The 12,789-nt window shown below is 43.1% G+C and carries 11 protein-coding genes; 5 read left to right on the forward strand and 6 right to left on the reverse strand.

The genetic code is table 11. From position 1 onward, the window contains the following. Positions 1-13 precede the first annotated feature (13 nt). Positions 14-958 carry a toll/interleukin-1 receptor domain-containing protein gene (locus tag J0A67_RS01305; RefSeq protein ID WP_206567465.1) on the reverse strand — a complete coding sequence of 315 codons (945 nt, stop codon included), beginning with the start codon at positions 956-958 and terminating at the stop codon, positions 14-16. A gap of 137 nt (positions 959-1,095) precedes the next feature. Between J0A67_RS01305 and J0A67_RS01310 the strand changes: the two genes are divergently transcribed. Then, positions 1,096-2,031, forward strand: a complete 936-nt coding sequence (locus tag J0A67_RS01310) for an SH3 domain-containing protein (RefSeq protein ID WP_206567466.1) — start codon at positions 1,096-1,098, stop codon at positions 2,029-2,031. A gap of 139 nt (positions 2,032-2,170) precedes the next feature. Here J0A67_RS01310 and J0A67_RS01315 read toward each other — a convergent pair whose 3' ends face one another. Together J0A67_RS01315 and J0A67_RS01320 are read right to left on the reverse strand one after the other, a co-directional pair. Then, positions 2,171-3,304 (reverse strand): hypothetical protein, encoded by a 1,134-nt coding sequence (locus J0A67_RS01315; protein ID WP_206567467.1) that lies wholly within the window; start codon positions 3,302-3,304, stop codon positions 2,171-2,173. A 3-nt stretch (positions 3,305-3,307) separates the two neighbouring features. Then, positions 3,308-4,756, reverse strand: coding sequence for an MBOAT family O-acyltransferase (locus J0A67_RS01320; RefSeq protein WP_206567468.1), 1,449 nt, complete (start codon positions 4,754-4,756; stop codon positions 3,308-3,310). Positions 4,757-5,214: 458 nt separating this feature from the next. Between J0A67_RS01320 and J0A67_RS01325 the strand changes: the two genes are divergently transcribed. The 3 genes from J0A67_RS01325 (at position 5,215) to J0A67_RS01335 (ending at position 7,470) form a co-directional block, all read left to right on the forward strand. Next, positions 5,215-5,439, forward strand: coding sequence for a hypothetical protein (locus tag J0A67_RS01325; RefSeq protein WP_206567469.1), 225 nt, complete (start codon positions 5,215-5,217; stop codon positions 5,437-5,439). A 92-nt stretch (positions 5,440-5,531) separates the two neighbouring features. Next, positions 5,532-6,179: a hypothetical protein gene (locus J0A67_RS01330; protein ID WP_206567470.1), complete on the forward strand. Its 648-nt coding sequence runs from the start codon at positions 5,532-5,534 to the stop codon at positions 6,177-6,179. A gap of 94 nt (positions 6,180-6,273) precedes the next feature. Further along, entirely contained in the window at positions 6,274-7,470 is a 1,197-nt protein-coding gene (locus J0A67_RS01335) for a glucuronyl esterase domain-containing protein (RefSeq protein WP_206567471.1), read from the forward strand. A gap of 191 nt (positions 7,471-7,661) precedes the next feature. On the opposite strand, the gene J0A67_RS01340 is transcribed toward J0A67_RS01335, so the two are convergent. From J0A67_RS01340 to J0A67_RS01350, 3 genes are all read right to left on the reverse strand, one after another. Continuing rightward, complete coding sequence (locus J0A67_RS01340) at positions 7,662-8,273, reverse strand: DUF4142 domain-containing protein (protein WP_206567472.1); 612 nt, start codon at positions 8,271-8,273, stop codon at positions 7,662-7,664. A 73-nt stretch (positions 8,274-8,346) separates the two neighbouring features. Further along, a complete protein-coding gene (locus tag J0A67_RS01345) occupies positions 8,347-8,841 on the reverse strand; it encodes a hypothetical protein (RefSeq protein WP_241265033.1) in 495 nt (164 codons plus the stop codon). Between the two features lie 331 nt (positions 8,842-9,172). Continuing rightward, positions 9,173-9,748, reverse strand: coding sequence for a YciE/YciF ferroxidase family protein (locus J0A67_RS01350; RefSeq protein ID WP_206567474.1), 576 nt, complete (start codon positions 9,746-9,748; stop codon positions 9,173-9,175). Between the two features lie 886 nt (positions 9,749-10,634). On the opposite strand from J0A67_RS01350, the gene J0A67_RS01355 reads away from it, so the two are divergent. Beyond that, complete coding sequence (locus J0A67_RS01355; RefSeq protein WP_206567475.1) at positions 10,635-12,770, forward strand: chemotaxis protein CheB; 2,136 nt, start codon at positions 10,635-10,637, stop codon at positions 12,768-12,770. Positions 12,771-12,789: the final 19 nt, after the last annotated feature.

The raw sequence follows: 12,789 nt of genomic DNA on the forward strand, positions 1-12,789 counted from the left end.
GCAAGCTGCAAAATCACCTAGCCCCTAGAAACCTACTTAGGTTTTCATTTAACTCGGACAGCTGGTAGATCTCGGCGTAGCAAGTAAGCAGGCGTGGAAGCTGTGCAGGCCCGGTAAAGTATGCACATTCTCCAAAGCTTTCTTTCGCCTGCGCAAAGTCTTCGATGCGCAGACTGTACAAAAACAGACGGAATTGGTAGTCGGGGAAGTTTTTGAAGTAAATCGCTTGCTCAAAAAGGCTCCTAGCTTCCTCCCAGCGCCTTTGTGCGAGAAGCACGTCGAAGCTATCCAATACATCAGTTAATATGGCCCTGTGCTCCGTGCTCAAATTGAATCGAACCGGATAGAATACATCTTCAAGCTTCTTGAAATCATATCGGTTCTCAATTAGACTGATGGTATTCTCTTTTTTGAAAAAATCCGTTACCCCTCCTTCTTCCACCAATACCGGCACCAGACACATTCTTCCCTTATTCACCAGTGAAATGGCCTGTTGGTATTCGTCAAAAATCCAACTTGTTTTGCCGGTTCGCGCTGTGATGTAGTCGGCAGTCTTTTCGGTGAGAACCAGAAGGTAGTACTGACAGTTGGCAACATTGGAAATGAACTCTGGCACCTCAGTACAGGTGTCCGCATCCTCTGGAAGCTCATTTCTGTCAAAGAAAACAAAGTACCCCAGAGCGCTCAGGTAATCGTGTATCTCCTGAACATAATCCCTCGAGTCGGGGCCGTTCCATTTATAGGAAAGGAACACACCGGGCGGACAGCCTACCCAATAGGGGTTGAATAGCTTTTTGAGACTTGCGTTGGCCAGCAAGGCAATCTTTACCGAAAGACTGCCGTAGAGCTTGATCATCTCCGTAATATAGGATCGATCAGACTCTCTGCCTTCAAGTTTCTTTCTGATTTCCTCATAGCTGAACATATAAAAGGGGAATATCTCAAAAAAGATAGTCAACTTTTTTGGAGCGAAGCCAATGGCTTGTTCGCAAAATGTTGAAATATAGTCTGTTAGTTGAAGTAAAAAGTAAAGTTTGCCATCAGAATAGCGGATAAAAATGGTATTTTCATTTGAATTTTTTAACAACACAAGCAATGTCAAAACACAAGGTTACCGCCGATGCGCTTCGAATGAGGAGCAGTCCAAATTCCGATACCAACCGCAATGTTATTGCGGTACTTTCCAATGGTCAACTAGTCGAAAAAATTGCCGATTCGGAACCGGGTTGGTGGGTAGTGAGGCTTTTGTCGGGAGGGGACTCATCTACAACGGGATTCGTCGCAAGTCGCTTTTTGCAGGCAGTTCAGCCTGATGCGGCTCCAAATGCTCCATCCATTGCGGCTTCAGTCCTAGCCAGTCTGGTGACGGCCGTACATCTCCAGGAAAATCGGACGAGCGTCACTCGGAAAGTGGAAACCGGCAGGGCTTATCCACTCGGGGAGCCCAGTCGTCCTACGCGTGACCGCAGTTCCGAGGCGGCCGCAGCCGCTTCGATCCATCAGATTGTAGATTGGCTCAATGTGGAGCAAAGCGCCCGATATGCCCCCAACTCCACCAGCACCTATTGCAATATCTACGCACACGACTACTGCTACCTTAACGGCGTTTATTTGCCCCGTATTTGGTGGTCGGGCAGAGCACTGATCGAATTGAGCAATAGAGTTTCGGTGCCGGTACAGTACGGTCAAACCGTCAATGAATTGAATGCGAACAACCTGCTTCGCTGGTTTTTTGAATGGGGGGATGATTTTGGCTGGAGGAGGGTTTTCGATCTCAATGAACTTCAGGCAGAAGCGAATCGCGGAAAGGTGTGCATTATATGCGCCCGCAATGTGAACGAAAACAGGTCAGGCCATATCTGTGCGGTGGTGCCTGAGAGCAATTCACAAAAAGCCACCCGCAATCCCGACGGAAGCGTCAAGATTCCACTCCAGTCCCAAGCGGGACGAGTAAACAAGAAATACTCCAGCAACAGCCTTTGGTGGCTGGGCGCTACCTTCGTTGACTTCGGGTATTTTGTACATGAATGAGTATTGATGTCCAGCGGGTTGTAAGTTGGTTCATTTAAAGGGTTTTCAAACGCTGTACTTAAAAAGATTACTATGATAGATTTTTTGGGTATTTGCAACATTGCATAGCACTTTCCTAGCAAGTTGAAATAGTTGAGGTCTAAGGATTTGGATAGACTGAATAGCGGTTTTCTTTGTTGATCAGATCGTTTTCGAGTCGCTGTAAATTTGTATAGTTCTTAAGTTTAGAATCTTTTTTGATCATATGCATCAACATTTTAACGTGTGAGACTTCGCTTCCATGGAAGCCATCTAGAGTTTCATCGTCATTAGAGTTGTATTTGGTCAAATCTGACATATCCCACAATTCAAAATCATAAAACGAAATTACTTCGTTGGCTTTGTGGTAGACGCTGTCCATATAGGTGTATTTTTCTGATTGTCGTAGTCTTGAATTTACACTATTAGCAAAAGGTGGTAAGATTGCAACTACATAAATGTCATTTTCTTTGCAGAATAGGAGCAAGTCATTTAGGGCCTTCAAAGACTTTTCATTTACTTTTTTGCCATATTCAAAAAATCTATCCCCATCTTCTATTCTTGAGTAAGTTCCTCGATAACCGAAGTCGTCAGCTAAGCTGTCCTTTTCAATCAATTTGGTTATTTGATCACCGTAAAACATACTCCCGTCTTTTCTAAATCCCCTATTCTTGACTATAGCATTCAGTCCAAATTTGGATTTGTTGGATTTATAATTTGAAAGAATGGTTTCAATCCCGTATTTCCTTTTGAGTAAGTCAGTCCAAACGTTGGATAATGTTTGCATTGACGCGTTTTTAGTGTATTCGGCGCGCCATTGCCTTTCTGTTTTATCATAATTTTCTAGATTGTCCCAATTTTCATTAAACATCCATTGATCCAAGCCGATAAGTAGTACATCCGGTTTTTTGCTTTTAAAGTTTGTTTCAATAAAAGGAATGAAATCGGAAATGCTTGAAATGGTGAATCCGGCGTTGTAAAAGGAGCTTGTGAACATTTTATCTCTAAACTGCAATACCCTGGAAGATCCCAAGGCTATCACAGTAGGGGTGTTTCGACTAGAAAGTTCTTTCTGTTTTAGGTATCGATAATTTTCTTCGCTGTAGGCGTAGCCGATCAAATAGTTCTGCCTGTTGATGATGTCATCTAAGTTTCTGAAACTTTCTCCGGAAATATACAAGAATAGCCAAGGAATTAAAAAGACGGGCAATAGTGATGCGCAAAATGCAGTTGTCTTTGTTATAAATCTCTTCATGGCTTAAAACTGAAAATAGATAAATTCTTGTTTGTTGCCGCCAAACCAAAATATGGCAATAGCTATTGCATAGTACGCTGCGTATCTCAGAGGCCTCTTCCATCTCAAGACTATATCAGCAATTGCATATTGACTTTCTCTTCCCTTCCACTCAATCAGTATAAACAATACAATAAGGAATATCTTTGCTAAGTTCTTGGTTGTTGTCGGGAAGATTGGTGTTTCAAAAATAGATGTTGAAAAAATTTCTGATATATAGCTGAATGCGTGTTGCATGTTTTCCGCTCTAAAGAAGATCCAAGCAAAAACAGTTAATGCAAATGTAAAGAGTATTTGGAAAAATTCTTTAAGAGACGGCAGTAAACGTCCCTGTGCTACAATATCCAAATTATTTCTGTTGTTGTTGGTTAGTAAAAGGGGTAAGAAATAAATAGCGTTTAATGCTCCCCAAACGATAAATGTCCAGTTTGCCCCGTGCCAGAATCCACTAACAATAAAAATTATAAAAATGTTTCTTATTTTCATTAGAGTTCCGCCGTGACTTCCTCCCAAAGGAACATAAAGATAGTCCCTAAACCAAGTTGAAAGGGAAATATGCCATCGCCTCCAGAATTCTGCAATGTCTCGGGAAAAATATGGAAAAGCAAAGTTTCTCATTAAACTAAAACCAAATAATCTCGCCGTTCCTATTGCAATGTCGGAATAGCCGGAAAAATCACCATAAATCTGGAATGCAAAAAATAATGCGCCCAAGAGTAAAGTGCTTCCATTCATGTCAGCTGAATTATTGAATATTTGGTTGGCAAATTCAGCGCAATTATCTGCAATGACTATCTTCTTAAATAGTCCCCACAGTATTTGACGCATTCCATCTACCGCTTTTGAATAATCAAAAACTCGCTTGTTATAAAATTGCGGGAGAAAATTTGTTGCCCTTTCGATCGGCCCAGCGACTAATTGTGGAAAGAAACTTACAAATGCCGAAAATGCAATAAAGTCATTTGCTGGTTCAAGTTTTCTTCTATAGACATCAATCGAATAGCTCAATGTTTGAAAAGTATAGAAACTAATTCCAACTGGCAGAATGATGTTCAATGTATTTGCTTTGATAGGCAATCCAAAAAAGGAAAATGCGGTAATAAAGTTGTCAATAAAAAAATTATAGTATTTGAAGAAGCCTAAAAACCCAATATTAATTAAAATGCTAGTCCATAAAAGCGCCTTTCTTTTGATTTTGTTTTCCTCGCTTTTTAGTGCCAAGCCAATAGAATAGTCAACTACTGTGCTGAAAATAATAAGGGAAAGAAATCTCCAGTCCCACCAGCCATAAAAGAAATAGCTCGCGGCTACAACTAGTAGATTTTGAAGTTTTAAATTGTTATTTGTGACGAACCAATATAGTATAAAAACTATTGGTAGGAAAATTGCAAAATCAAGTGAGTTAAAAAGCATTAAGTCAATCTGTTACTTTAAGTTTTTTTTACGAACGGTTCTAGTGTGAGGCATAACTGAGGTGTTTTTCAAAATACCCGTGTATTTGGATGCTCTTAGGTAGCTTCAGGTGTTTTTGGAAAGGTTTTCATCTTGATCCTCCTAAGTGTTTCCTTAGATTCGTCAATTTGGGTCTTGTCTTTGACATGTTTCTGGTGCGAGCTTAAAAAAGCGGCTGCTTAATTCTTGATTAAAAAACCTATAGTTGAAATCATTTTATAAGGGAGTCAGGTGTGGATTCGGAAGCGTGAAATTGTTGGCTAGGGACTTAACTTTCTCTTTCATAGTTTGGAGTTACTATTGTTTATTGGGAATACCTAAATAATGTTTCTTTTACGTAGTCAGTTAATTGCCGTTTGCCCCATTAAAATAAGTCTTTATCACGTAATTGTTTTCTTGTATGGCCATAATAATTAAAAATGATAGAAAGAGCTGTGAAATCAACACTTTTAAATCTGGTATTTTTCTATCAGGAGTGCCGTTCCGAGATTGCTTGGGGGATAATAGGTCGCTGGGCGCTACTTTCGCTGACTTTGGCTGTTTTGTGCATGAATGAGGGGGAAAAAGGAGATGCCATGGATTTGCAAGTTTCTCTTCGAACCGAGATAGAGAGCTATTCGACTTTCGCACAGGGCACTGGATGAAAAAAAAGTGGCTTTTCTAAAAAAGCACAATGTCTGGATCTCGCTGGAAATCAGAGAATGTGGTAAATTGATAGCACCCATCTTTTTCTACCATGGCAGATCTCGAAACAGGAAATGGAGCGACCGCTCAGGGAAGTCCGGAGGGCTTTCGCCTAACTGAGGCCGAGAAGGAACAGTTGCGTCAGTCCATTTCCGATCTGCTCCACAGCTTCCAGTCTGATAGTAATTTGATCTATCGATTTCTTGACTCTCCGTATCGCTATTTGCAGGAGTACCACTCGGTCAGCATTCTGACTGATATGGACATGAAAATGCCAGCTTTGGTCATCTCCTTCGATCGCGCGGTCAGACGACTAAAGCTGGAGTTGTTGAGTTTGGGTGGAAACTGCCTGGCTTGTATTCTGAGCGCTCTAGCCTTGATCTATGCGTTTCTGCTGCATGTGGGGCTAGGAGCCGAGCTTCTGAAATCCGTCATCGCGGACGTAGTGGTGGTTTTAGCCGATTTTTTTAAGGTAAATGAGAGGATTGCAGGAATTCTCGAAGTGATTGGTGGCCTTGCTACCACAATTACGCCGCTTGGCTTGGCAAGGAATTTTTGCAGGAGAATGGGCCTTTGCAAAAAGGTGCTCACCAAAATCGATGTCGATACTTTGCAGTCCCTTATTCGCGAGAAAAGCGGTTCAGAAGGCAGCCCTGACTGGATCGAAATCAATAGGAAAGGGCGTTCTTTTGATCTGTAAAGAAGAAAAGACTGACTTTTCGGGGAGACTTTTGCTAATAATCCAGTACTTTAAGAAAGGCCTTTTCATACCCCGGCGCAAAGCCCTGTCCACGATGAATTCATTCAGATACCTAATTGCCATCCTTTTTTTGTCAATTCCGCTGCTCTCGATGGCGCAGCAAGCCATTCATTATGACGAGAGCAAAGTGCCGGATTTGGTCTTGCCGGATGTCCTGGCGGGATATGCCGGAGAGCTGGTCAAAAGTACCAATCGCTGGGAGGGTAAGAGAAGGCCCGAACTGGTTGCGAAGTTTGCCGATCAGGTTTATGGGCAGCTTCCCGGTGACTTTGACGCGATTTCTTTTCGGAGCGAATTGCGGTCCGATCATCCCCACTTGGCCTATTCTAGACTGAAGGAGGTAACCATTGACATCTTAAGAAATGGCAACAAACAGACCATGCACCTAAAGCTCTATCTGCCGAAAGGTGCATCCAAGCCCATGCCGGTGTTTGTGTTGATTAGCCATAGGAATGTCGAGGAGGTGACGGCTGATATTGAAAACCGGTTTTTTCCGGTGAAGCAAATCGTGGAACGTGGCTACGCTGCGGCGATTTTTGACGTGGAATATGTCGCTCCCGATGACGCACACCGCTATACCGATGGCATCCTCGACCAGCTTTATCCAGAACAAAAATCATTTCCGAACGGCATGAAGGCTCTTTCGGCCTGGGCTTGGGGAGCGATGCGGGTGATGGATTATCTGGAAAAGGAGTCCGAAGTAGATGCCTCCCGAGCGGCGGTAGTTGGGCATAGTCGTGGAGGAAAGGCGGCTCTTTGGACCGGTGCCAATGACACTCGCTGGGCCATTACCATTTCCAATGAATCGGGCTGTGGAGGGGCGGCCTTGTCCAAGCGTATGTTTGGCGAGACGGTTAACAGAATCAATACGGGATTTCCTTACTGGTTTTGCGACAATTTTAAAAAGTACAACGATCAAGAAGACCAGCTTCCCTTGGATCAGCATCAGCTTTTGGCGAGCATAGCTCCCCGGGCGTTGTATGTGGCGAGTTCCAGAGATGACCTCTGGGCCGATCCGAAGGGAGAGTTTTTATCGCTCAGGATAGGGAGCAGGGTATATTCAGAGATCTATGGAGTCAAACTGGAGTTTCCGGAGCATTTTACACTTGAAGTGAAGACCATCCATCAAGACTATGTGGGCTATCACCTGCGGGAAGGCAAGCATGATCTGACCGCCTATGACTGGGGCAAGTTTCTGGATTTTGCGGATGGGCAATATGGGTTAAAATAAAGACGGTATAGGAGCAAAATCCCTCACTAGTTGCCTAGGATTTCTAAAGGTATGGATCTCTGTTTCAGCCTTTGAAAATTACCTGTTTGCTGTTTTTGCGAAAGTCAAACCCAACACGATGGGATTGATTTCGCAAAAACAGATGCAGGTTCCTCTCCGGAACTTCAGCTACTCAGAAGTCTGATGCGCATTTACAAGGCGTCTTTCCTCTTTTCTTTGCATGCTTTTGCATGGTCAAGATGGGTTTTTAAACCCGGAAGCTTAGAATTTGCCCAAGTTTTGATCGCTGGATCCTCTGAATCGGTCGATGCTTTCTCAAACAGGTCTATCGCATCCTCATGATGTTCGACCATCATTTCACTGTAGGTTTTGTCAAAATCATTTCCCGTCTTCTCCTCCAATTTGGTGTAGACATCTTTAGAATCTTCCGTCACCGAGGTGGGAATCGAGACCGCCTTAGATTGTGCCAAAGCCGATATTTCAGTGAAGGATTGGGTATGGTCAGCTTCCATCATTTTGCCCAGTTCTTTCACATCGGAGGCTGTACCTTTTTTTTGAGCCAATTTTCCCAGGCTAATCTCTTCCAGTTGCATTTCGGCCGCGTCCATCAGGAACTTCACGCCGCTGTCGTTATCGATCACAACGATCGTTTGATCATCCGCTGTGAGTTTGTCGACATTCTCATTCTCGGCGACTTCTTTAGAATCCACGGTCTTTTCGGAACAAGAAGAAGCTAGAATTAGGGTCCCAGTCAAACCAATGGAGAAAGCCAGGATTGATTGAATATTGATAAGATTTTTCATAGTTGTGTTGGTTTTCCTTAAATGATTGCAAGGAACCCGTTAGAGTTCCTTGCATTTGTTGAGTTTGGGGATTTTACCAGTGAATCTCCTCGCCACGGTTAGATCTCCAGTTGTTCTCCAAATATTCGGCATCGGCTTCATTTCTTGGTGTTACAGAAATGACGACATTACCTTCTTTGATCCCTGATTCATAGAGTTTTGCCCTTGCCTCCGGGATGCCAGAACCGACCAATGCACCGATAATACCACCGGCAAGTCCCCCGGCACCAGCACCTGCCAATCCGGCAACTATTGGTCCGGCGATCAACACACCCAGTCCAGGGATTGCCACGCTCGTACCAATCGCAGCTATTACACCGGCGATAGCTCCTACCGTGCCGCCGATCGCGGATCCCTTGCCAGCATGTTCTGCGGCCTTGGTTCCGATCTCGGTAGCCTCAGCAGCATCTTCAGTGTAGTGAGCTTTCCGGGTGTCATTAGACATGACCAAGTTGATCTCGTCCGACGTATAACCTCTTTCGTGCAATGCGTTGTAAGCGTTTTCAGTACTTTGACGGTCGCGAAACATGCCAGTCAGTACTCTTTTTTCAGAACCGGTGTTCGCCAGTCCTTCATTTTTATCTCTTGGAGTTTCCATTTTTTAGTTAGTTAGTTATGGTTTTGGCAATGGCCGCTACGCGCATTGAGTGAGCAGCGTATAGATGATGATAAAGACAAGTATTGTCCCAACACATCCGCCTCCCAGTTTTTTTGCACCGTACCCAGCTATCAGCCCTTTGAAAATATTATTCATGTCTTAAAAATTGTTTTTGTTTCTAAGTCTACATGGTACCCCATGATCCGGTCGCTATAGTGGCTAATAGCTGGGCCACGGGAATATCGGGAATATGTCGTTTGAATTATGCGGTTTCTTCAGCAGCATCCACGTTGATCGCATCCATTGCGACCTCAGACAATTTTAAGTCGGCTTCTTTCTCTTCTTGAAGGGTAGTTGCCAACAATTTCTCAACCTCCGTTAAGTTCATTGTTTCGGCAAACTGGCGAAGTGTGCCGTAGGTGGCAATTTCATAGTGCTCAATCTTTTGAGCAGCAGAGATAATGCCTGCATCACGCATGGATCCTTCTTCCGAAGACTCCATGATCTCAATACCTTCTTTGATCAGTCCGTCCATTGCATCACATTTTTTCCCCTCAGCCTTTACATTGATCAAGCCGAAGACTTGTTCCAACCGGGCGATTTGCTCTTTGGTTTCGTCCAAATGTGAAGCCAAGGCCTGATTCAGATCTTCTGAAGTTGCATTTTTGATCATCTTTGGGATTGCCTTTAGCAGGGCGTTTTCTGCCCAATAGATGTCCTTCAATCCATCTTCGAACAATTGCATGAGTTGCGAAGACTTCATGGAAGCTTTTTTGCCCGAGCTGGATTTCTCTGATCCTGATTGGGGCTTCTGGGAAGTGTTTTTTTGGTTTTGCATATTAATATGAATAGTTGTTAATGGTTAAACTGTAATATTATTTCCCATCCTACACTTTCAAATAGTCATGGTCTTTCACCCCACTATTGGATGTATGACTGTATTGTGTAGCTATATTTATTGAGTTGTCTATTGAAAACATCAATAGTGGCTATATGTGTCTTGTGTTGAATTCTAGTTTGCTGAATACCTTGCTTTTATTTGATAAAAATGAGATACAAGGTTTGAGATAAATGACAGATTTTGTTTTAGGTAGTTATTGGAATCGTTGCCATTATTTCTGTCTTGTGTTAATCATACTGGCTAAATCCATGCCATCGCTCCAGCGGCTTCTTAAGCTATAAAGCGCAAAAAAAATGATAATCCTTGAGAAGAATAATCCTCAATATGGGGTATAAAAATGAACGGCCTGCAAGAGTGGCCTAGAGGAGTCTGAAGAGTAGGCGACTGGTTTTTTTGCATCCGCAGAAGACTACCGCGGGCACTGATCCTTGAGTTGGCCGATACACGTCTGAAAAATGCGGACTGGTCTCTGGGGCAATTTTTTGGGATTGCGACGATTTGAGAAGCGGCCGGTCTTGGTCCGGATAAATTTTTTTGAGGTGGACTCGAACTCGGTCCTAGAAAAACAAAGGAAGGTATTCTTCTGAAATCCAGCTTTTTAAACAGTCAGAGAGAATCGGCCGCTATTGTTATTATTTAGCGTACCTTCAGACGTTTGCTTTTCAAGCCTGAAAGACTGAATTCTGAGAGGATCACCTTGGAGATTGAAATTTAAAGAAGTTGTAGAGGCACCGGAAACGGCAATAAACAGCCGGCAAGGGCAATTATTTGACTTGAGCGTCAAATAAGAGAGTATTATCCTGCATTTCAACTCCTCGACACCATGAAAAAAAAACTAAGGCAAACTGTAGACAGCCCTTTCATTATCGCTATCGGGGCCTCAGCAGGTGGAATGGAAGCCATTCATTTGCTTTTTGACCACACTCCTGAGGATGGGGTTGCTTATGTTATCATCCAGCACCTCTCCCCCGATCACAAGAGTTTCATGGCCGAACTTCTTGAGAAACACAGCAAACTGAAGATATCGATTGCTGAAAATGAAATGTTTGTGGAGGTAAATCAGGTTTATCTGATGCCTCAGGGGAAGAACATGACCATCAAAAACAGAAGGCTGTTTCTGAGCGATATCAAACCGCTGCAGCGCAACACGTCCATTGACATATTTTTTGACTCTTTGGCAGAAAGCCATAAAGGAAAAAGCATAGGAATTATCCTTTCTGGCACTGGATCGGACGGCACCAAAGGAATTGCTGCCATCAAAAGAAACGGCGGATTTGTAATCGTTCAGGACCCCGTAAGTGCAAAGTTTGATGGGATGCCTAGCAGCGCGATCGATTCGGGCAATGTGGATGTTATCCTTCGTCCCGACTTAATTCCAGAGGAAATTATTACTCATTTAAAAGGAGACATATTGAAAAATCGTTTTTCAGACCAAATTGACGACAAAAACGAGGAAGTACTACTAAAAATACTCGGGCTAGTAGAGAAGCGTACTCCTCTGGATTTTTCAGATTATAAACGTCCCACGATCATCAGAAGGATTACTTTGAGAATGGCTAAAAACAAAGTAGCTACATTGGAAGACTATGTTGATTTTTTAGAAACCAATCCCGCTGAAATCGGTATTCTTTCCAAAGAATTTCTGATCAGTGTCACGAAATTTTTTAGAGATACGGAGGCCTTTGAAGTAATAAAAGATAAAGTCATCCCGGAGATTGTCGATAACAAACTGCAGGTGGATGCTTTGAAAGTATGGGTGGTCGGATGCGCGACAGGAGAAGAGGCGTATTCACTTGCTATACTTATCCTGGAGCGTCTTACGGAGCTCAAGAAGAATCTGGAAGTAAAGATCTTTGCAAGTGATATTGACAAAACAGCGCTGCTGCAGGCTTCAAAAGGCTTGTATCCTAAAAGTATAGCAAATGATGTTTGTGCCGATAGGCTAAATAAATTCTTTGTTAAACAGGGGGATCATTATAAGATAAAGGACAACATCAGAAAGATGCTCATCTTTGCCGACCATGACATAGTAAAGCAGCCTCCTTACGGGAGAATTGATTTGATAAGCTGTCGTAATTTACTCATCTACATCAACACCATCTTACAGAGGAAAATCCTCACTTCCCTGCATTTCTGCCTCAATTTAGGAGGCTATTTAGTTTTGGGCCCCAGCGAGAGTTTGGGAGATCTGAGGAAATCGTTTGACGAGGTAAATAAGAAGTGGAGAATATTTAGAAGCAATGAGGTAGTTCGGAATTTCAGGGATACCACGTACAGTACTCCCGGCTTAGAGAGGCAATTGGTAAATCAAAGTCAGAATCCTGCTCCCCAAAAAAACACCCAAAAAAGCAACCTTGGCGAGCTCACCAAACGCTCGCTTCTGGAAGTATCCGGCTATGAAGCTGCAATCTGGGTAGATACAGACTTCAAGATCTTACAGGCTTTCGGAGACTTCGAAAAGTACCTCCTTCCGAAAATATTCAATTACAATTTGATTGAAATGCTGCCCGAGGAGCTCTCCATCGCTGCTTCCACCACCATACGGAAATCGGTCAAGAATAAGAAAGAGGCGACAATCCTGGAAGTCAGATTCAAGAGAAACGACGCCATTCACTCGGTCAATGTCCTTGCCCGTCCTTTTTTGGCAGAGCCTGGTTTTGGACAAACCATCATCCTCATTTTGTTCTGTGACAGCAAAGTGAAAACCGTCAAAGGGAGAGAAATCGAAAACTTCGGGATGGAAACGCATACTTCCCAGCATCTTGAAGATTTGAAAGGCGAGTTGGCAGAAGCAAAGCAAAAGCTGAACGAGGCAAACGAAGCCTTGGAAGTGTCCAACGACAACATTTCTTCCTACAATGAAGAACTGATTTCCAGCAACGAGGAAATGCAGAGTGTCAATGAAGAACTGCAATCCGTCAACGAAGAGTTGCAAACTGTAAATAATGAATATAGCTGAAAATTAAAGAGCTAGCTGA

Source organism: Algoriphagus aestuariicola (assembly GCF_017254835.1).
GTDB lineage: Bacteria > Bacteroidota > Bacteroidia > Cytophagales > Cyclobacteriaceae > Algoriphagus > Algoriphagus aestuariicola.

Excerpts from the sequence above, each read along its gene's own strand:
- J0A67_RS01340 (WP_206567472.1), bottom strand. The coding sequence starts at position 8,273 with ATGAAAAATCTTATCAATATTCAATCAATCCTGGCTTTCTCCATTGGT.
- J0A67_RS01320 (WP_206567468.1), bottom strand. The coding sequence starts at position 4,756 with ATGCTTTTTAACTCACTTGATTTTGCAATTTTCCTACCAATAGTTTTT.
- J0A67_RS01315 (WP_206567467.1), bottom strand. The coding sequence starts at position 3,304 with ATGAAGAGATTTATAACAAAGACAACTGCATTTTGCGCATCACTATTG.
- J0A67_RS01345 (WP_241265033.1), bottom strand. The coding sequence starts at position 8,841 with ATGTTTCGCGACCGTCAAAGTACTGAAAACGCTTACAACGCATTGCAC.
- J0A67_RS01325 (WP_206567469.1), top strand. The coding sequence starts at position 5,215 with ATGATAGAAAGAGCTGTGAAATCAACACTTTTAAATCTGGTATTTTTC.
- J0A67_RS01330 (WP_206567470.1), top strand. The coding sequence starts at position 5,532 with ATGGCAGATCTCGAAACAGGAAATGGAGCGACCGCTCAGGGAAGTCCG.
- J0A67_RS01355 (WP_206567475.1), top strand. The coding sequence starts at position 10,635 with ATGAAAAAAAAACTAAGGCAAACTGTAGACAGCCCTTTCATTATCGCT.
- J0A67_RS01350 (WP_206567474.1), bottom strand. The coding sequence starts at position 9,748 with ATGCAAAACCAAAAAAACACTTCCCAGAAGCCCCAATCAGGATCAGAG.
- J0A67_RS01335 (WP_206567471.1), top strand. The coding sequence starts at position 6,274 with ATGAATTCATTCAGATACCTAATTGCCATCCTTTTTTTGTCAATTCCG.
- J0A67_RS01310 (WP_206567466.1), top strand. The coding sequence starts at position 1,096 with ATGTCAAAACACAAGGTTACCGCCGATGCGCTTCGAATGAGGAGCAGT.